This is a genomic window from Chryseobacterium lathyri, from assembly GCF_030812195.1.
GTDB lineage: Bacteria > Bacteroidota > Bacteroidia > Flavobacteriales > Weeksellaceae > Chryseobacterium > Chryseobacterium lathyri_A.
Genome location: NZ_JAUSSF010000003.1, coordinates 979,978 through 1,000,328 on the forward strand (window position 1 = coordinate 979,978; position 20,351 = coordinate 1,000,328).

Sequence of the window (20,351 nt, forward strand, 5' to 3'; positions counted from 1 at the left end):
AAATAGAGATTCGATATTGGAAGCTAGAAGTTATACTATCTACGGCCGATTTCTAACTTCTAATCTCTACATAAAAAAAGTCTCCCAATAAATTGGAAGACTTCAGTATGTTTGGTAACAAAAAATTACTTAGCGAATTTTTTGTATTTGTTCATAAACTTATCAACTCTACCTGCAGTGTCAACTAATTTCACTTTACCAGTGTAGAAAGGGTGAGAAGTTGAAGAGATTTCCATTTTGATCAATGGATATTCTTGTCCTTCATATTCAATACTGTCTTTTGTTTCTGCAGTTGATTTGCAAAGAAACACCTCGTCGTTACTCATATCTTTGAAAACAACAAGTCTATAATTTTCTGGGTGGATTCCTTTTTTCATAATACAATTTTTAAAAAATTAAAGTTTGCTTCCGAAATAGTAATGGTATTTCTCTGCTAATTTTAGGTTGCAAAAGTACAACATTTTTTCAAATATACAAATACCCAATTCAATATTTTTTATTGATAAGAAATTCAAAGTATTTTCGTTAAATTTGGAATCTTAAACTTTAATTTCGATGAAATTCAAACTATTACTGGCTTTTTCTTTTTGGATACTTCTTGTAGCAGTATCTTGTAATAAGGATGATATTACTTTTGATGCTCCATCACAGCAGTTAAGTTTTTCAAAGGACACGGTATTCTGTGATACGGTCTATCACCAGGTACGTTCTGAAACTTATTTTGTAAAAGTATATAATAATGAAGACAAGGATATTTTAATTCCGAGGATCAATCTTGAAAGGGGAAGTGCATCATTATACAGGATTAATGTAGACGGGAAACCGGGCTATGATTTCAAGGATGTACCGTTGAGAAGGAAAGACAGTATGTATATTTTTGTAGAAATAGCTCCTGAAGCTACAGGCCCTGAAGCTATTGCTGAAGATAAAATTGTTTTCAACAGCGGTGCGGGACAACAGCATGTAACTTTGTTTTCAGTGGTTCAGGATGCAGAATTTTTCATCGAAACACCGGGCAATCCTAATGTAATTTCTACCCATACAACATGGAATAACAATAAAGCTAAGATCATCTATGGGGATTTAACCATCAATCCTAATATCACACTGGATATACAGCAGGGAACTAAAGTTTACTTTCATAAAAACAGCGGCATGAAGGTATCATCCGGAGCAACCTTAAATATCAACGGAGTTTTTGACAACGAGGTAATCCTTCGTGGGGACAGAAATGACCCTTATTATGATACGATTCCTAAGAACTGGAACTCTATCCGAATGGAGCCTAGTTCTATCCTCAATATGAATTTTGCAAGACTTTTCGGAGGAACAAGAGGACTGGACATGAAACAGAATACAGCCAATATCAGAAACTCATTCATCCATACTTTCTTTGAATACGGTATTTATGCCGTGGGTTCAACGGTTACTGCCAATAATTTAGTAATGAACAATTGTGGTGAATCATGTATCGGGATCTTCAGAGGTGGAAATCACAGCTATACCCATGCTACAATTGCAAACTATTCTAAAACAATGGGATCTTTCAACAGAAACGGAATTACAGCAGCCAATGAATGGAAAAATGCAGCAGGAACTACAGAACAGGGAGCGCTTCAGCGTCTTGATATAAAAAACAGTATTATCTTTTCAGACAGAGACAATTCTGTGAATTTCGAACAGACCCCGGGACAACAGTTTGAATTTCTGATTCAGAACTCACTGATAAAGTATTCCGGTACATCAGAAGCCGGATTCAATTTCGATAACAATGTAAATGTAATACAGAGCATTAAGAATGAAGATCCACAATTCCTTAATTATTTTGCAGCAAAGATGAACTTAAGGGTAAAAACCACATCTCCGGCAAGAGGGAAAGGAAATCTAACGGTAGCTGGAACCGTACCTTTCGATATTGTGAATGTATCAAGAACAACTAACCCTACTCTCGGAGCTTATCAATAATGGAAATCACAAAGCTGCAGGAACAGGTTGATGAATGGATCAAAACCATAGGCGTCCGTTATTTTAATGAACTGACGAATATGGCCATGCTGACCGAAGAAGTAGGCGAAGTAGCCCGCATCATTGCCAGAAGATATGGTGAACAGAGCGAAAAAGAAAGCGATAAAAGCAAAGACCTTGGAGAAGAGCTGGCGGACGTGCTGTTTGTTACCTTATGTTTGGCCAATCAGACCGGAGTGAATTTACAGGAAGCTTTCGACAAGAAAATGAAGATCAAAACTGACCGGGATAAAGACCGGCATCAAAACAACGAGAAGTTGAAATAATAAATAGATATCAGATATGAGATGTCAGATATCAGGCTTAAAACAATCTGATATTTGACATTTGTTATCTAAGTATCTTTCAAATTGCAGAAATAATGAAGTTAGAAAAATCAAAGTTAGCATCAGATAAAACAGTTCAGATCAGCGGTTCGAAAAGCATTTCGAATCGTTTGTTGATTTTGGAAAGTTTATTTAAAAATATACAGATCGGGAACCTGTCCAATTCCCAGGACACCCAGCTGCTGAAAAAAGCACTGTCTGAAAACACAGAAACTGTAGACATTCACCACGCAGGAACAGCTATGCGTTTCCTTACTTCCTACTATTCCATCTTCGAAGGGAAAACCACTGTTCTTACAGGATCCAAAAGGATGAAGGAAAGACCCATCAAAAACCTTGTCAATGCATTAAAAGACCTGGGTGTTGAAATTGAATATCTGGAAAATGAAGGCTTTCCGCCCTTAAAGATCACAGGGAAAAAGATCACCCAAAAGCAGGTCAATGTCCCAGCCAATATATCCAGCCAGTTCATCACTTCCCTGCTTCTGATTGCCGGAAAACTTGAAAACGGACTGGAGATTAACCTGGTTGGTGAAGTTACTTCAAGATCATACATAGAGATGACACTGGATATTCTTACAAGATTCGGAATCAAAAACAGCTTTGAAGGAAATACGGTTAAAGTGGAACCGTTTGATGTGAATGGTAAATTGTCCGCTACAAGCTATGAAGTGGAAAGCGACTGGAGCTCGGCTTCGTACTTCTACTCGATCTGTGCACTGGGAAGAGAAACCATCCATCTGAAAAGTTTTTACAAAGAATCTACCCAGGGAGATTCTGCCATTGCCAAGATCTATAAAGAATTTTTCGGCATTAATACAATCTTTACTGAAGACGAACACAAGATTACCCTTCAGCCGGAGCCGGATTTTTCTTTTCCGGAAAGAATTATCCTGGATATGAATAACTGTCCGGATATTGCCCAGACACTTTGTGTAACAGCAGCAGCCTTAAAAATTCCTTTTGAAATTTCCGGACTGGGTACTTTAAGAGTAAAAGAAACCGACAGGCTTCAGGCTTTATACAATGAATTGAAAAAACTGGGCACAGAAACAGAAATTACAGACCTTACCATTAAGTCTGCGAGCTTCGGGGAACCGGAAGAAAATATTTCTATTGCAACTTACCAGGATCACAGAATGGCGATGAGTTTTGCTCCGTTCTGCCTTATTAAAGAACTTACCATTGAAGAGGAAGATGTTGTGGAAAAATCTTACCCAATGTTCTGGAAGGATTTGAGTGACATAATGATTAAAGGATAGAAGGCTTTGAAAAATTCTAATATGACAAAAAAGTACATATTCTTTTTTTCTCTGTTGATTATGTTTTCCTGGACACAGTATCTGTTGCCCAATGAAGAAAATGTTTTCTCATTCCAGAAAGAAGATACTGGTTCAGTGTTTTAATAGCATCTTAAATGAAAAATCTCTTTTGCCTTTCTGCTTTATTGATATGCGCATGGTATCATGCACAAAACCTGAAAGATTTTGAGGCTCCTAACAGATATCAAAAAATTGCAGAAGCTAAAGGAGATCTGGACAAAGACGGCAAAGATGAAACGGTAATCATTTTCAATACGGATAAAAAAATCAACCTGGATGATCGTGATGATTTCCTGAGAACATTCTTTATCTTAAAAAATATAGACGGAAAACTCAAAATCTGGAAGGAAAACAATACCGTTCTTTTTTCCAGCGGAATGGGATTCTATTCAGAAGATAATGCACCTCCTGAAATAACGATCAAAAACAGCAGCCTTTCTATTACCCAAATATTCAATACCAATTCGAGACATACACAGACCTATAAACATACCTTCAGATTTCAGAACGGTGACTTTTACCTTATCGGTTCCCATGACAGATTTGAAGATACCTGTGATTTCAATAATCTGAACGAGATCAATTTCTCAACAGGGAAAGTAATTATAGATGAAGAATATTCGTCCTGTGATGAAGAGCAAAATGGTATCCCAAAAAATGTTCACAAAGAATTTATCTACCCGTTTAAGACTCTGATCAAAATGAACAATTTCAGGATTGGGGAAAACAAACTTAAAGTACCCGGCTTAAAAAAAGCATTGAATTACTGAAAATCAACCAGATAAATGAGCAGATTTATTATTCTGCTCATTTCTTTTTTACATTGTCCACGTACTTATCCACAGAGTTATCCACAACTTATAAATACCTTTTCACTTACCTATTCAAAAAATAAGATTATAGCTGATGATTTTGCTTCTGAACAATTTTATCCTGTAATAAATAATAGAGTTCCTATTTCTTTTTTTACATTTGCTGAAAATACGGTTTGTGCTGAGACACAGCAGCCGGAAGAAAAAACAAAAGTCTAAAATTATAAACAATCCAATGACTATTATCATCACTGGAACCTCATCAGGAATAGGTTTTGTACTGGCTGAGTATTTCGGAAAAAAAGGCCATAAAGTATACGGTTTAAGCCGGAAACATACGGAAAGTCAGTATTTCAGGTCTATTCCGACAGATGTTACCGATAATACAGCTGTTCAGAATGCCGTCGCTGAAGTTTTAAAAACAGAATCAAAGATCGATGTGCTGATCAATAATGCAGGAATGGGAATGGTGGGTGCTGTGGAAGATTCTACTAAGGAAGATATTTTAAAACTGTTTAACCTGAACCTTGTAGGCGCCGTCCAGATGATGAGCGCTGTTCTTCCTAAAATGCGTGAAAACAAGTCCGGAAAGATCATCAATATTTCAAGTATAGGAAGTGAAATGGGGCTTCCGTTCCGGGGATTTTATTCTGCCTCCAAATCTGCTTTGGATAAAGTCACCGAAGCCATGAGGTATGAAGTATATCCATGGAACATCGATGTGTGCTCACTGCATCTTGGTGATATCAAAACAAATATTGCGGAAAACAGGGTAAAAACACAGGTTTCCGAACCTTACAAAAATATATTTGACAAAGTTTACAGTTTGATGAACTCGCATGTGGGAGACGGAACCGAACCTCTTGAAGTGGCCGCTTACGTTGACAGGCTTTTGGACAAGAATAAATGGAAAGCGCATTATTATTTCGGTAAATTCGGGCAAAAGATCGGGGTTCCACTGAAATGGATACTTCCTCAGGGAACCTATGAAAATCTGATGAAAAAATATAATAAACTGGATTGATTTCAGTTATTAAAAAAAATTATTTAAACCTGCTTTTAAACCATTAAGATACATTGAGTTGTTAAGAGCAATTAAGCAAGCCCTATCAATGGTTTATATAAATTGAACATTGAAGTTATTTCTAAAAATATTTTTTATCCTGTTCTGCGTTTTTGTACAAGCGCAGAAGAAGCAGTATTGGCTTATTGATACAGAAACCAATGTCAGGAAAAAAGTAAAAGATTCTCTTTCTGCAGCAAAATTTCTGGATTCCTTATCCCAGAGCAATTACTTCTTCACCAGGTTGAAAGAGGTAAAAGTGAAAGGAGACAGCACTGAAATTTTCTATGATAAAGGAAAAAACTTCAATGAGACTTATGTCGATCTTTCTGATTCTGTTGCTGTGAAATTAAAAATACAAAAAGAATTTTTCACTAAAAATTTAGATTCAACAAAAAAAAGCATCAACAAAAGATATATTGATGACGGGTATTCTTTCAGCCGTCTTAAATCTAAATATAAAGGTCAGAAAAACGGCTATCCCGTCATAGAACTGGATATCAACAAAAATGATAAGCGAACCATTAATGGTTTTGTGGTAAAAGGCTACGAAAGGGTTCCTAAAAGGTTTATGAAAAACCTGGAAAAAGAATTCAAAGGAAAGACCTATGATGACAAAAATCTTCTGGCCATCAGCAAAAATTTTCAAAGCCACGCCTTTGTTACTCTGGAACGGCCTCCACAAACTCTATTCACCAAAGATTCCACAAGCATTTACCTGTTTATGGAAAAGAAAAAGACCAATACGTTTGATGGGGTAATCGGTTTTGGGAACGATAAAACTGAAAAATTCACACTGAACGGAACCCTGAATGTGAACTTCAGGAATATGTTCAACGGTTTTGAGACCGTCAATCTGTACTGGCAGAGAAACCCGGATAAAGGACAGACTTTTGACCTTCAGACCGACATTCCGTATCTTCTTAAATCCAATGTGGGGATGAACCTGAAAGTCAATATTTTCAGACAGGATTCTACTTTCGCGAATGTAAAGTTTCTTCCCGCTTTCTATTACCACATCAATAACCGAAACAAGATCGGGCTTAGAGGAACTCTGGAATCCTCCAGTATCATAGACACGTTGTATGTTCAGGGTAAAGATTATAATAAAAAAGGACTTGGGATCTGGTTTGAAATGACGGAACCTACGGATATTGATCTTTTTCTTTACAAAACAAGGATCAATGCCGGCTATGATTACCTGACAACGACTTATACCAAAGATAATATTAAGGCTAATCAGAACCAGTTTTATTTTTTCGGTGAACATAATTATCAAATTTCCGGAAATCATTTTCTTAATATAAAAGCGGAAGGTGCCATGATGGATTCTAAAGTAGAATTCTCCGCTAATGAATTGTACCGTTTTGGAGGCTGGAATTCCATGCGGGGATTCAATGAGAAATCACTTGCCGCCGATTTCTATTATTATGCAGGCCTGGAATACCGTTATCTCATTGGAAGTCAGGCATTCTTTGATTTCTTTGGACAATACGGACAGCTCAATAACAAGTCTTTAAATGTTAAACCTAAACTTTACAGTGTGGGACTTGGATTCAATTTCTTTATCCCGATCGGGCTGATGAGCTTCCAGCTATCGAATGGTAATGAGTTTGGGAACCCATTTAAGTTTAATGATATCAAAATCCATTGGGGAATCCTGAGTAGATTTTAAAATTAGAGGGTTTATCAAATTCCTGTTTTACATTCTAAAAATAAAAAAGCACAAAATTCAAACTTTGCATTAAAATGTGGTTCTAAGTGAGCAAAAATTGGGACTGCGTCACTGAATAAGCATGCATTTAATGAGTGTAATATATAGTATAATAAAAGTAAATATTAAGATATAGCATCCTTCCCCGTTTTATTATTATGTTAAATGTTTCTGTTAAAAAATATTAAATAGTATTTTTATTTTAATACCACATTAAAATTCAGGTAACAGTACACAGCTAAATTTGTCCTCAAAAAAAATGAAGAAGACTCTAGCTACTTTTGCTGTTTTTTTACTCCCTCTTTATCTTACTGCCCAAGAAATTAACATTTCCGGAAATGTAAAATCCGAAAACGGCGCCAGTGTTTCCGGAGTAAGCATTACCGACAAAAACACCGGAAAAACGACGGTGACAGACGAAAGCGGTAATTTTACAATTTCAGCCAACCCGAAAGACATTCTTGAATTCTATGCGCCTGATTTTTCAATGTATACGGTGGAGGTTTCTTCCAAAAGACAGTATGCTGTTGTTTTGAAAAAAGCGGATGAGAAACAGATTGAAGGGATCGTTATTACCGCTTTAGGAATTGCCAAAAAGAAAGAAAAGATAGGCTATGCCACCCAGGAAGTTGGCACCAAACAGTTTGAAACCATTACAACTCCGAGTATAGGCAATTTATTTTCAGGGCAGGTGGCCGGCCTTAATGTTTCCAATCCTACAGGAATGCAGCAAGCTCCGCAATTTACCTTGAGAGGAAACTCCAATCTGGTTTTCGTCATCGATGGGGTAATTGTAGAGAAAGAGGTTTTCCAGAATCTGGACCCCAATAATATTGAAAACATCAATGTCCTGAAAGGAGCAACGGCTTCTGCACTATACGGCTCAAGAGGAAGGTACGGAGCTGTTTTAATTACTACTAAAAATGCCAGGAAAAATGGTTTTTCCGTAGAGTTTTCACAGAATACGATGGTAACAGCTGGATTTACCAATCTTCCGAAAACCCAGAACGAATACGGAAACGGATCACATGGGAAATATGAATTTTGGGACGGAGCTGATGGCGGTGTGAATGACGGAGATATGATCTGGGGTCCAAAATTTACTCCCGGTCTGAAAATTGCCCAGTGGAACAGCCCTATCAGGGATAAGATGACCGGACAGGTAATTCCTTGGTACGGTGCAGTTTCCGGAACCCAGTACAATGACAAATCAAGATATGAAAGAGTTCCTATCGACTGGAAGTATCATGATAACTTGGATACCTTCTTAAAGCCTGCCGTGATTAACAATAACAGCTTCGCAGTAAGCTATAAAAACAATAAAGATATCTACAGGCTCTCCGGAAATTTCATGAATTATGATGACAGAATTCCCGGTTCTTACCTGCAACGTTATGGCATCAACTTCTCTTCTGAAAATCATTTGGGAGAAAAATTAACTTTTGATACGAAATTCAATTTCAATCAAACCTTTACGCCCAATATTCCCAACTACGACTACAACCCAAGTGGACATATGTACACTATCCTGATATGGATGGGAGCAGATGTAGACGGAAGAGACCTTAAAAACCACATGTGGATTCCGGGAAAAGAAGGCAGAGCTCAGGCTAACTGGAACTATGCCTGGTACAATAATCCATGGTTCGGTGCTGAATATTATAAGAATAAAAACAGGACCAACGTGATCAATGCTCAAACCGGTCTGGAATATAAAGCAACTGAAGATTTCTCAGTAAAAGGAAAAATATCCATCGTTGAGAATCACAATAAACAGGAAATACTAAGTCCTTACTCTTACTTCAACTACAGTGCTCCGAGAAGTGGAGGTTATCTCCTGAATGATTCCAAAACCTGGAATATGAACTCCGACATCTTAGCCACCTACAAGAAAAAGATATCCGATAACTTCGATTTTACGGTCAATGCCGGAGGATCAACATTCTATTATAAGAACGATATCGACAATGCTTCAACAGACGGGCTGAAAATCCCTGAACTGTACACCCTGGAAAACTCAACCGGAGCTGTAAAGTATTATGATTATCTTAAGGAAAAGCTGATTTACAGTGCCTATTCAACGATTGACTTCGGACTGTACAACGCTTTTTTCATCAATGTTTCAGGACGTAATGACTGGTCTTCTACCCTTCCAAAGGCCAACAGATCTTATTTTTATCCTTCTGCATCGGTAAGTGCCGTTATTTCGAATCTTGTTAAAATGCCGGAAACTGTTAATCTTTTAAAACTTTCAGCTTCGTGGGCCAAGGTAGCTTATGATTTCCAACCGTATTCGATAAGAAATTATTATCTGAATAATAAAGGAGCCACTTTTAACGGCAACCCGATATTCAACTATCCTACCATACTTAATGTTGAAAATTCTTTAAAGCCGGAGCAAACCAAATCTTATGAACTGGGATTAAGTGCTGGCTTATTCAAGAACAGGGTTACTTTAGATGTTACGTATTTCAGAACATTGGATTATAACAATATCCTGGAATTCCCGGCTGCTCCATCATCAGGTTTTACTTCGCAATATGTAAACGGAAATGAATATACAACTAAAGGTTTGGAGATCTCTTTAGGCCTCGTTCCCATAAAAACAGCCAATTTCACCTGGAGGTCTTTAATCAACTGGAGTACGTATGAACAGAAGCTTACTTCTATTTATGACGATATGCCGAACTACAACAATATCAAGCTCGGCGAAAGAATGGACAGTTACTATGATTATACATGGAAGAAGTCCCCGGACGGAAAAGTAGTGCTGAATGCCGCTACAGGAATGCCCACACGAGCAGATGCTCCAAGCAATCTGGGGCATTTTAACCCGGATTGGACCTTTGGTTTCAATAATACCTTTAAGTATAAAAAATTCTCACTGAATATCGGAATTGACGGAAGCATAGGAGGAGTTATGAGATCACAGGTCGTAGAAAAAATGTGGTGGGGCGGAAAACACCCGAACTCAACGGCTTACAGAGACCTTGAATATGCCAATCCGGGAACGTATTATTTTGTACCGGACGGTGTCAATTACAATGCGGCTAATGGAACATACACTCCACATACAAAACCCATCAGCTTTCAAGACTGGGCACAGAACTATCCTTATCAGGCAAGGGTAACAGAGGATGAAAGTGAGTTATTTGCAAATGTTTTCGACAGAACTTTTATCAAATTAAGATCTGTGGTCCTGGAATATGATTTTTCTTATCTCCTTAATCCAAAAGGAATGATAAAAAATTTCACAGCCAATATTTCAGCTTACAATCTGGCGATGTGGAAAAAGTCTAAGAATCTTTATTCCGATCCGGATTACCAGCTCAAGAAAGACAGCAATGACATCCAGGATCCTTCCAGCAGATGGATAGGGATCGGATTTAATCTTAAATTTTAATTAACAAGTATCCTGAACAATGAAAAAGACTATCAATTTTATAGCGAAACCGCAAAATAACAAAATGACCAAATGGCTAAAATCGGCAGCTTTTGCAGGACTGCTAATTCTCACTTCATGCGAAACCGATCTTGACAAGATCAACGAAAACCCTAATGACCAAGCCAGCGTAGATCCTAAAGTTCTTCTGACCTATGTTTCAAAAGATGCTTTCCAGGTAAATGGTGACAATATGTATGCTTCGAGAATGATGATCGGTACAGACGGAGAAAATACCTATCAATACATGAAGTGGAACGATGCTTCTTTCGAGGTATACACGAAAGGCATTCTGAATACGGTGAAGATGATGCAGGAAGCTGAAAAGATCAACAATAAGAACTACAGCGCCATTGGTAAATTCTACAGAGCTTATTATTTCTTTAATTTAAGTTTGAAATTCGGAAGCATCCCTTATACGGAAGCTGCCAAAGGTGAATCTGGAATTACCCAGCCAAAATATGACAGCCAGGAAACGGTAATGGCTGGAATTTTATCTGAACTGAAAGAAGCCAATGACCTGATCAATTCCAGTGATAAAATTGAAGGCGATATTATCTATAACGGTGATGCCTCAAAATGGAAAAAACTGATCAATTCTTTCCGGTTGAAGATTTTAATAACCATGTCTAAAAAATCTACCTTGGGAAGTTACAATGTAGCCACTGAATTTGCTTTTATTGCAGGAAGCCAGCCTTTAATGACTTCTATTTCAGATAATGGTGAGCTTAAATTTGCTGATGCTGCGGACAGTAGATATACGATGTTCAACAACAGCGGTTATGGGTCAAGTTTATATATGGCTGATTATTTTATAAACCTGTTTAAGACAAGACAAGATCCGCGTCTTTTCACTTTTGCAGCACAGACTACGGCAGCTAAAGAAGCAGGAAAGCCAATCAAAGACTTTACCGGGTATAACGGAGGAAACCCTACTTCTTCTTATTCTGACAATGCAGCCCTCATTACTGCAAAAAATATTTCTAAAGTAAATGACCGTTTTTATAAGGATCCTACCAATGAACCTTCTTCCATATTAAGTTATTCAGAACTGGAATTCATTCTGGCCGAAGCTTCTGCAAGAGGATGGGTTTCCGGATCAGCAAAAACACATTATGACAATGCAATAAAAGCAAGTTTCAGTTTTTATCAGACTTATGTACAAAATCCGGGACAATATTTTTCCGGCTTCGATGTGAATCAGTATCTCGCAACTCCATTAGTGGTTTACAGCGATGCTGCTCCGCTTGAAACCCGTTTGGAAAAGATCATGACTCAGAAATACATGACGATGTTCCACCAGAGCCAATGGACCTCTTATTATGATTATTTAAGAACAGGATATCCCAACTATCCTTTGCAGACAGGAGTTTCTGCACCATTCAGATTCAGATATCCACAAGCTGAGTATAGCTATAACAGCACTAATCTGAAAGCTGCTCTGGCCGCACAGTACGGAGGAAACGACAATATCAATTCCAAGCCATGGTGGCTTCAGTAGGAACCTAATATTTATATAAAAACAAATAAACCGCAGGAAAATCCAATAACTTGCGGTTTATTTCCTATTTTGATTGAACATGAACAGAAGAGAATTTTTAGAAAAATCAAGCCTTTTACTGGCCGGACTGGGAACTTCAAGCGTTCTTCACCCCGCTATTTTAAAAGCATTGGCCATTGAGCCGGCAGCACAGTCCACTTTTTATGATGCGGAACATGTAGTGATCCTTATGCAGGAAAACCGTTCTTTTGATCATGCTTTCGGAGCATTAAAAGGGGTAAGGGGGTTTCTCGACAAAAGAGCTTTCATTAAAGAGGACGGCCATTCCGTTTTTTTTCAAAAAGATGATGCCGGAAAATATGCTTCGCCCGCAAGATTGGATCTCAGAAATACAAAATCCACATGGATGAGTTCTCTGCCTCATTCCTGGTCGGATCAGCAGAAAGCGCTGAACAAAAGGAAATATGACAAATGGCTGCAGTTTAAGGCCTCTGGAAACAAAGACTATAAAAATATTCCGCTTACCTTAGGTTATTACAACAGGGAAGATCTTCCTTTTTATTACCAGCTAGCAGATGCATTCACCATATTTGACCAATATTTCTGCTCTTCACTTACGGGCACAACTCCAAACAGACTTTTCCACTGGTCAGGAACACTCAGGGAACAGCAGAACGGAAAAGTGAAAGCGAATGTCTACAATGAAAACATTGATTACGATAAAGCCAGGCAGGCACACTGGAAAAGCTTTCCTGAACTATTAGAGGAACAGAATGTTTCGTGGAAAATCTACCAGAACGAAATCAGTCTTCCGAAAGGAATGTCCGGTGAACAGGAGGCATGGCTGAGCAATTTCACAGATAATCCGATTGAATGGTTTTCAAAATTCAATGTTAAGTTTTCAAAAGGCTACCATCAGAATATTCCTAAAATCATTGCTTACCTGAAAGAAGAGATCGGAAAGAAGCCGGATCAGAAGAAAAGACTTGAAGCAATGATTGCTGAGCTTGAAGAAGACCAGATCCGGTACACCCCTGAAAATTACTCCAGACTGTCACAGCAGGAAAAAAATCTGCACGAAAAAGCCTTTACAACAAATATTAATGACCCCGACTACTGGAACCTGGAGATCGGAAATGACGAACATGGAGAAAGGCTCGTCGTCCCGAAAGGAGATGTATTATTCCAGTTCCGCAAAGATGTGGAAGAAAAAAAGCTTCCGCTGGTTTCATGGCTGGTAGCTCCTGAACATTTTTCCGACCATCCAGGATCACCGTGGTATGGTGCCTGGTATATTTCGGAAGTTTTAAATATTCTGACCAAGGACCCTGAAACCTGGAAAAAAACAATTTTCATTATCAATTATGATGAAAATGACGGATATTTTGACCACGTTCTTCCTTTTGCTCCGCCCATCAATCCAAGCCAGCCTGTTGATATGAATGGTAAGGAAGGAGTGGAATATGTAGATAAATCACAGGAATACATGTCAGTTCTCCCATTGAAAGACCATGAAAGAATAGAAGGAACTGTTGGTTTAGGATATAGAGTTCCAATGATTATTGCATCACCCTGGACGAAGGGAGGCTTTGTGAATTCTGAGGTTTCGGACCATACTTCTGTTCTGCAGTTTCTGGAGAAATTCATTCAGAAAAAATACAGCAAAGATGTTAAAGTGGATAATATCAGTGATTGGAGAAGAGCAATTTGCGGCGATCTGACTTCCGCTTTTAATTCTTCCAACACGAAGGTTCCTGAAATGGATTACCTTAATCAAAAAGAGTATGCAAAGGCCATCAATGCTGCCAAAAATAAACCTGTTCCGGATCTTAAATGGTATGCAGAAAATGAAATCAGCGACAGTCTTCTTGAAATTCAGGAAAGAGGGATCAAACCTTCCCATCCGCTTCCTTACCGTTACCATGTCAATCTGGAAAACGGCAAGATCAAAATGACCAATTTAAATGATGCCGGAGTTCCTTTGCTGATTTATGACAGAACACAATTCAGCAGCAATAATTATCACTTCTCTTATGCACTGTATTCAAAACAGGAACTGTCACATGCACTGGATCCCGGAAAATATGATTATGAAGTTTTCGGTCCTAATGGTTTCTTCCGGAAATTCAGCGGAAACACTACGCCCGAAACAGAGGTACAGCTAATCAGTAACAGTTCAAAAAATCAGGCAGAATTGGTATTCAAAAAGAAAAAAGGAAATATCTCTGTTGTTGTGGAAGATCTGTATGAGAAAAATAAAAAGTCCCTCTTTTTACATCAAATGGAAGAAAAAATAATGATTGATCTCAACAAAAATAAAGGCTGGTATGATCTGAAGGTAATAATTGACAATCATATCTGGCATTTTGCCGGAAGAACTGAAACCGGAAAAGTTTCCATTTCGGATCCGCACTGGGCATAATCAAAAAAATGAAAAAATAAAAGCCTTGCACGATTTTGTGCAAGGCTTTTGCTATGATTACAATCATAGTTTAAATATAGTAATTTATATAATTTACATGTAAATATTTTAATCAATAATGCAATATTATAACGAAATAATTAATAATATTTAAAAAAGAAAATTTTATCGTTATATCTTGTCGATTTTCATTAAATTCACTTAACCAAATCAACAAACATCATGAAAAAATCAAATCTAAGCCTTGCAGCATGCCTAATTACAGCAGCATTTTCCGGCAGCTTACAGGCACAAGACAGCAATACTGACAATCATACCATCACGATTTCTATTCCCGAAGTTGCACTGGTAGATATTGAGCCAGCTGCAACGAAGAACATTACACTGGGATTTACAGCACCAACAGAAGCGGGTAATCCTATTACGCCAACGACCTCCAATAACACCCTTTGGCTCAATTATTCATCTATAAAATCTGTAGCAGACCCTACACGTAATGTATCTGTAAAAGTAAATGCCCTTATCCCGGGAATCGATATCAATGTAACTGCAGCTGCGGCCACAGGCAGTGGAGGAGGCACATTAGGCACACCGGCAGCCCAGCTTACACTGAGTGCAGCAGACCAAACCATTATTTCAGGGATCGGAAGTGCCTATACAGGAAACGGAGCCAATAATGGACATAATCTCACGTATGCCCTAGCAGCAGGAAGCGGACCTGGAGGAGTAGCCGCATATGCAGATCTTGAGGCAACAGCCAATACTGTGGCTACAGTTACCTATACGATCTCGGACAACTAAGCTAGTATATCAATTTCAATTTAAGATAAAACAGGAAGAAGCCACCTATCAGCTTCTTCTCAATTTTATATTGTCAATAATTTAATTCCAACTTTACATGATTATGATAAAGCGTACTTTCCTTTTAATGTTTCTAATATTGCAGCTTAGTTTTCTTCATGCAGGTATTGTGGTCCTGAACGGTCTTACTCATATTTACAAAGTGGAAAACGGAAAGGTTTATAAAGGAAAAATAGGGATTGAAAACACAGACAGCACCCCACAGAGTGTAAAATTGTTTTTACAAGATTTCACCTATAAGGCCGACGGATCTATAAATTATTCCGAAATACGGACCAATAGCAGAACCAATGGTGACTGGATAAAGCTAAATACGAACCTGATCACTCTGAAGGGTAGGGAAAAAACTGAAGTATTTTATGAAATTACAATTCCCAACCACCCAACCGATCCTGGAAGCTACTGGAGCGTAATTATTGTAGAGCCTGTAGAAGAAATTAAACCCAGCAATGATAAAATGGGAGTCAACATCACTTCTGTGATACGCTATGCAATCCAGGTTATTACTGATCATGAAGCCGAAAAAGTAAAACCGGATCTTAAATTTGAAAGCATAAAAGTAGAGAAAGAAGACGGAAAACAAATTGCAAAAATTGCCATAGCCAACAACGGCGACCTCTATTGCAAACCAAGTGTAGCTATTGAAATTTACAACAGAAAAACCGGAGAACGGCTCGGAAGCTACTCGGGCATTGCAATGGGATTGTTACCACATACCTCCAAATCATTTTACATTGATATCAGCAAAGTTCCAGCAGATCAATACAAGGCTGTCCTGATAGCCACCGATGAAGAAGAAAATGCATTTGCGCTCAATGTGGAATTAGAAATTAAGAATGATTAGAATCTGGATTTTATATATCGTCCTACTATCACTATTCCCGGCACATATTTTTTCCCAGCAGCAGACCAATACATCGGTAAGTAAAAAAGATAGCCTAATGCCGGGCATCTCTACTTCTATTTCCTTTGCATTAGAAAATACTTTAGCAGAAAACAGGATATATGATATTACCGTTACTGCTTCAAGCCCTTTCCTCACTCCTATTTTAGAAAAAGCAGAACTCAAAATAGCAGCTCACGAAAAAACAATTTACATTGTTCCTATCCGCATTGCAGCGGAAGCAGCACAAGGCACGTATTCTGTTATTCTACACGGAAGAGACCAATATGACGGAACAGCTTTTACCAAAACCTTACAGGTGAATATTTCCGGAAACAGAAGGCTTAGCCTGACTTTATTAAGCTCCCCTGAGTTCATCCGAGCAGGTGAAACAATCCGGGCATCCTTTCTTTTAAAAAACAATGGAAATATATCTGAAAGACTGATCCTGGAAAGTAAGAATGCCGTGGTGGACAATGATGCCACTATACTATTGGCTCCGAACGAATCAAAAATAATTAACATCTATAAGATCACAAACAGGGAGCTTGGGCAGAATGAATTTCAAAATCTCAACCTTTCCGTTTATTCTCCCGGCAACTCAAAAGAAAATCAAACGGCATATGTAAGCATAAAAGTGATATCAATAAAACCGGTGGAAGATGATATTTACCACAGACTTCCTGTTTCGGCCTCCTTGTCATTTATCGGGATGAAAAATATGGGTATTTACAATGATGGTTTCCAGGGAGAAATATATGGGAAGGGAAGTCTGGACAAAGAAAACAAAAACCAGATTGAATTTCGTGCTGTATCTCATAATCCGGTTGAATTCAATTCTTTTACCCAATATGAAGAATATTTTGTTAATTACAAAAGAAATAACTTTTTTGTTCATCTAGGCGATAAAATGTATTCTGCTTCTTTTTTAACTGAATTTGCAAGATATGGACGTGGGGCAGAAATTCGTTACGATTTAAAAAAATTCAGCTTTGGAGGTTTTTACAATCATCCCAGGTTTTTCCGGGATATTAAAGATGAGTTCAATATTTATTCAACCTTTAAAATCCGCAAGGAATCTGAGATCACCGCAGGGTATCTCTATAAAATTCCCAGAAAGGGAGAAATCAATTTCGGAAATATCAGGCTGTACTCTGAAACTCATCTTCCTTATACAGCAGGGAAATTCAAGATTTCAAAAAATATAAGTCTATCGGGAGAAGCTGCATACAGTAAAAACGAACAGATAGAGGGAACGGCATATATGGCCCAGGCCCAGGCTTCTTTTGAAAGGCTTAACGGTAATGTAATGTATATGCGGGCAAGCCCGGAATTTGCAGGATACTTTACCAATACCAGCACGTTTAACGGAAATCTTCAGTATAATGTTTCTAAAAAAATTAATGTATTTGCCAATTACGTACAGGATGCCAAAAATTTTCAAAGAGATACTTTATTCCTTGCAGCACCGTACAGAAGCTTTCTTCAGTATGGGGTACAGTACAAATATCTTCCAACCGGTCTGGTAACGTTTTATAACGGCTTTCAAAAGTATCAGGACCGTCTGGAACCTAAACAGTTTGATTATTATGAACAATATTTTAAAGTAAGTATTGATCAAAAGATAGGGCTGTTTCAGGTAAACCTCCAGGGACAGCTTGGAAAGACCAATAATTACCTGAGTGGCTTTAACGGAAATTCCAGTTTCTATACTACCAATATATCCTTTGAAAAGTTTAGAACTTCTTTCAACCTTTATGCAAGCTATGCCATCACTTCAAGATATCAGATGCAGAATGAGAGGCAAATCTATTACGGAGCCAGAATCTTCAGCAGGTTTTCTGACAACACCAGCTTAAGTGTTTTTTATCAGAATAATTATATGCCGGAAGAATATTTCAGAGACAGGAATCTTTTTGAAGTATTATTTCATCAACAGCTTTTTTCAGGCAGCTACATTGATCTGTCAGGAAGGTATTCATTGCAGCGCGGTGAACTGGGTAATAAGGATTTTGTATTTTCATTACGTTATACTTTGCGGCTTAATGTACCGGTAGAAAAGACTGCGGAGTATACTTCTTTGTCCGGGAACATCAGTAACCTGGGTGTAAAAAAAACGGAAGGAATCAAACTAATGCTTGGCAGCCATTTATCCATTACAGACAAAAATGGGAATTATCTTTTTAAAAATGTTGTTCCGGGAGATTATTTCCTTGAAATAGACCGTTCTACAACAGAGATTAATGATATCTCAGATATTCCTTTACCTGCATCATTGCATCTCATTAACAAGGAGAATGTTTTCAATTTTGGATTAACTACTGCATCTACAATTAAAGGCATGATCGTGCTTTCTGAAGATGACGAAAAAGATCAATACAGCTTTGGCCATTTTCAGCCTAAAACGGAAAAAAAGAAGAGGCAAAGCATTATTATTGAAATATCGAATGATGAACAGACTTACCGGAAAGTTGCATTTATCGGAGAGACATTTGATTTCACCTACCTTCGTCCGGGAGAATGGAAAGTGAAACTCTACAGAAACGGTTTAGACAAACGGTATAAAATAGCTGCTGATTCTTTTCAATACAGCCTTAAACCCTCCCAGACACAAAACATAGCCATTCATATTGTGAAACAACAAAGTGAAATTAAATACCAACAGGAAACAATTAAAGTGGGATACAACGAAATAAAAAAGAAAAAATGAGATTAAAAGAGCCTATAATGTATCTGATTTTTTGCACGATACCCTGCATAATATTCTCTCAGAGCACTATTGCAGTAACACTTCCTATAGTCACCTTGCTGGATATAGAACCTAGTGGAACATTTACCCTGAATTTTACAGCACCCACGGAAGCAGGACAGGCTTTAACCACTCCTGCAGCGAATACAACAAAGTGGATTAATTACACTTCGGCTATTGCATCAGGAGGGCTTACAAGAAGAATTACAGCCTCTATCAATCAGATAATTCCCGGAGTCAACATAAGAGCACAGGCAGCTGCAGCTTCCGGTGCTGGTGGTGGAGTATTAGGTACATCATCAGGACTGGTTACTCTTTCTACAACAGCTACGAATATTATTACGGGAATAGGCGGAGCTTTTACAGGGACCGGTGCTAATAATGGGCACAGACTGACTATCAGCCTTGATGTGAACACTTATTCTGATCTTTCAGCCCGAACCAATACACCTATTGTTATCACCTATACTATCACAGAATAAAATGAAAAAAGAAATGAAACCCATTCACTTCATGACACTTAAAATATTTTCTATAAAGCATTATATCTGCTTTGTATTTTTTCTCATTTTTAGTCATCTTAGTAAAGCACAATCTGTAACAGTTCCGGTTACCAACTGGAATGCAACCATTCCTGCAATTACAGAAGCGGGAAGTAACTATAGCGGGACTTATAGTAGCCCAACGAACCAGGCTAGTATTAATGTTGGCCTGCCGGCATTGCTTGGAAGCGTAAAAGTCTATGTACAATATCAAGGTAACCCTACATGGAACAGTTCTTTGGTCATATCAGCAAAAAGAACAAATAACGGATCCACCCTGTGCTTAGGATGCAGTATATCAGGTGGAACTAATTATATCACTGTTCCTCTCACTCCTGTTGAATTATTCAGGATATCAACTATTTTATCAGTTACATCTTATACCGGGATTAATATACAGTACCAGGTAAGCGGCGTATCTGTAACACTTCCTGCAGCCACCTACAACAGCAGGATTGTTTTTACAGTAAGCAATTAAAATAGGCTGTAATTATGCATGCTCATTGATTAATGATCCCTTATAAATCATCAATGATTTTTTTGGTATGGAGGTATATATATGGGATATAAGTATAAGTATATGTATATGTATGAGATGGGGTATATAACAAAAAAAGTCTCATACAATAACTGTATGAGACTTTTAATAAAAACTGGCGGCGGCCTACTCTCCCGCTTTCGCAGTACCA

The 20,351-nt window shown here is 37.9% G+C and carries 16 protein-coding genes; 15 read left to right on the plus strand and 1 reads right to left on the minus strand.

The window, feature by feature from the left end; all coding sequences use genetic code 11:
- Positions 1-125: 125 nt before the first annotated feature.
- Positions 126-377: a type B 50S ribosomal protein L31 gene (locus J2T03_RS19725; protein ID WP_111960878.1), complete on the minus strand. Its 252-nt coding sequence runs from the start codon at positions 375-377 to the stop codon at positions 126-128.
- Between the two features lie 178 nt (positions 378-555).
- Between J2T03_RS19725 and J2T03_RS19730 the strand changes: the two genes are divergently transcribed.
- From J2T03_RS19730 to J2T03_RS19800, 15 genes are all read left to right on the plus strand, one after another.
- Entirely contained in the window at positions 556-1,965 is a 1,410-nt protein-coding gene (locus tag J2T03_RS19730) for a hypothetical protein (RefSeq protein ID WP_307221068.1), read from the plus strand.
- Positions 1,965-2,291, plus strand: coding sequence for a nucleotide pyrophosphohydrolase (locus J2T03_RS19735; protein ID WP_306845532.1), 327 nt, complete (start codon positions 1,965-1,967; stop codon positions 2,289-2,291). Before J2T03_RS19730 ends, J2T03_RS19735 begins: the two co-directional genes overlap by 1 nt.
- Before the next feature lie 95 nt (positions 2,292-2,386).
- Complete coding sequence (locus tag J2T03_RS19740; RefSeq protein ID WP_307221070.1) at positions 2,387-3,613, plus strand: 3-phosphoshikimate 1-carboxyvinyltransferase; 1,227 nt, start codon at positions 2,387-2,389, stop codon at positions 3,611-3,613.
- Between the two features lie 155 nt (positions 3,614-3,768).
- A complete protein-coding gene (locus J2T03_RS19745; RefSeq protein ID WP_307221073.1) occupies positions 3,769-4,443 on the plus strand; it encodes a hypothetical protein in 675 nt (224 codons plus the stop codon).
- A gap of 15 nt (positions 4,444-4,458) precedes the next feature.
- Complete coding sequence (locus tag J2T03_RS19750; protein WP_306845538.1) at positions 4,459-4,704, plus strand: hypothetical protein; 246 nt, start codon at positions 4,459-4,461, stop codon at positions 4,702-4,704.
- 16 nt (positions 4,705-4,720) lie between these two features.
- Complete coding sequence (locus J2T03_RS19755) at positions 4,721-5,509, plus strand: SDR family oxidoreductase (RefSeq protein ID WP_307221076.1); 789 nt, start codon at positions 4,721-4,723, stop codon at positions 5,507-5,509.
- A 109-nt stretch (positions 5,510-5,618) separates the two neighbouring features.
- On the plus strand, positions 5,619-7,223 hold the full coding sequence (locus tag J2T03_RS19760) for a hypothetical protein (RefSeq protein WP_307221079.1): 1,605 nt from the start codon (positions 5,619-5,621) through the stop codon (positions 7,221-7,223).
- Between the two features lie 298 nt (positions 7,224-7,521).
- Positions 7,522-10,665 carry a SusC/RagA family TonB-linked outer membrane protein gene (locus tag J2T03_RS19765; RefSeq protein WP_307221081.1) on the plus strand — a complete coding sequence of 1,048 codons (3,144 nt, stop codon included), beginning with the start codon at positions 7,522-7,524 and terminating at the stop codon, positions 10,663-10,665.
- A gap of 64 nt (positions 10,666-10,729) precedes the next feature.
- Positions 10,730-12,205 (plus strand): SusD/RagB family nutrient-binding outer membrane lipoprotein, encoded by a 1,476-nt coding sequence (locus tag J2T03_RS19770; protein ID WP_307221128.1) that lies wholly within the window; start codon positions 10,730-10,732, stop codon positions 12,203-12,205.
- A 79-nt stretch (positions 12,206-12,284) separates the two neighbouring features.
- Positions 12,285-14,627: a phosphocholine-specific phospholipase C gene (locus tag J2T03_RS19775; protein ID WP_307221084.1), complete on the plus strand. Its 2,343-nt coding sequence runs from the start codon at positions 12,285-12,287 to the stop codon at positions 14,625-14,627.
- Between the two features lie 222 nt (positions 14,628-14,849).
- Positions 14,850-15,428, plus strand: a complete 579-nt coding sequence (locus tag J2T03_RS19780; RefSeq protein WP_307221087.1) for a hypothetical protein — start codon at positions 14,850-14,852, stop codon at positions 15,426-15,428.
- A gap of 103 nt (positions 15,429-15,531) precedes the next feature.
- The gene (locus J2T03_RS19785) at positions 15,532-16,332 is read left to right on the plus strand and encodes a WxL protein host-binding domain-containing protein (RefSeq protein ID WP_307221089.1); all 801 of its coding nucleotides are present in this window, start codon (positions 15,532-15,534) and stop codon (positions 16,330-16,332) included.
- Entirely contained in the window at positions 16,325-19,081 is a 2,757-nt protein-coding gene (locus J2T03_RS19790; RefSeq protein WP_307221092.1) for a COG1470 family protein, read from the plus strand. The genes J2T03_RS19785 and J2T03_RS19790 overlap by 8 nt, the downstream gene beginning before the upstream one ends.
- A 17-nt stretch (positions 19,082-19,098) precedes the next feature.
- Positions 19,099-19,602: a hypothetical protein gene (locus J2T03_RS19795; protein WP_307221096.1), complete on the plus strand. Its 504-nt coding sequence runs from the start codon at positions 19,099-19,101 to the stop codon at positions 19,600-19,602.
- A gap of 13 nt (positions 19,603-19,615) precedes the next feature.
- Positions 19,616-20,140 carry a hypothetical protein gene (locus tag J2T03_RS19800; protein ID WP_307221098.1) on the plus strand — a complete coding sequence of 175 codons (525 nt, stop codon included), beginning with the start codon at positions 19,616-19,618 and terminating at the stop codon, positions 20,138-20,140.
- Positions 20,141-20,351: the final 211 nt, after the last annotated feature.

Coding starts and splice junctions, on each gene's coding strand:
- J2T03_RS19725 (WP_111960878.1), bottom strand. CDS start 377: ATGAAAAAAGGAATCCACCCAGAAAATTATAGACTTGTTGTTTTCAAA.
- J2T03_RS19730 (WP_307221068.1), top strand. CDS start 556: ATGAAATTCAAACTATTACTGGCTTTTTCTTTTTGGATACTTCTTGTA.
- J2T03_RS19735 (WP_306845532.1), top strand. CDS start 1,965: ATGGAAATCACAAAGCTGCAGGAACAGGTTGATGAATGGATCAAAACC.
- J2T03_RS19740 (WP_307221070.1), top strand. CDS start 2,387: ATGAAGTTAGAAAAATCAAAGTTAGCATCAGATAAAACAGTTCAGATC.
- J2T03_RS19745 (WP_307221073.1), top strand. CDS start 3,769: ATGAAAAATCTCTTTTGCCTTTCTGCTTTATTGATATGCGCATGGTAT.
- J2T03_RS19750 (WP_306845538.1), top strand. CDS start 4,459: ATGAGCAGATTTATTATTCTGCTCATTTCTTTTTTACATTGTCCACGT.
- J2T03_RS19755 (WP_307221076.1), top strand. CDS start 4,721: ATGACTATTATCATCACTGGAACCTCATCAGGAATAGGTTTTGTACTG.
- J2T03_RS19765 (WP_307221081.1), top strand. CDS start 7,522: ATGAAGAAGACTCTAGCTACTTTTGCTGTTTTTTTACTCCCTCTTTAT.
- J2T03_RS19770 (WP_307221128.1), top strand. CDS start 10,730: ATGACCAAATGGCTAAAATCGGCAGCTTTTGCAGGACTGCTAATTCTC.
- J2T03_RS19775 (WP_307221084.1), top strand. CDS start 12,285: ATGAACAGAAGAGAATTTTTAGAAAAATCAAGCCTTTTACTGGCCGGA.
- J2T03_RS19780 (WP_307221087.1), top strand. CDS start 14,850: ATGAAAAAATCAAATCTAAGCCTTGCAGCATGCCTAATTACAGCAGCA.
- J2T03_RS19785 (WP_307221089.1), top strand. CDS start 15,532: ATGATAAAGCGTACTTTCCTTTTAATGTTTCTAATATTGCAGCTTAGT.
- J2T03_RS19790 (WP_307221092.1), top strand. CDS start 16,325: ATGATTAGAATCTGGATTTTATATATCGTCCTACTATCACTATTCCCG.
- J2T03_RS19795 (WP_307221096.1), top strand. CDS start 19,099: ATGTATCTGATTTTTTGCACGATACCCTGCATAATATTCTCTCAGAGC.
- J2T03_RS19800 (WP_307221098.1), top strand. CDS start 19,616: ATGAAACCCATTCACTTCATGACACTTAAAATATTTTCTATAAAGCAT.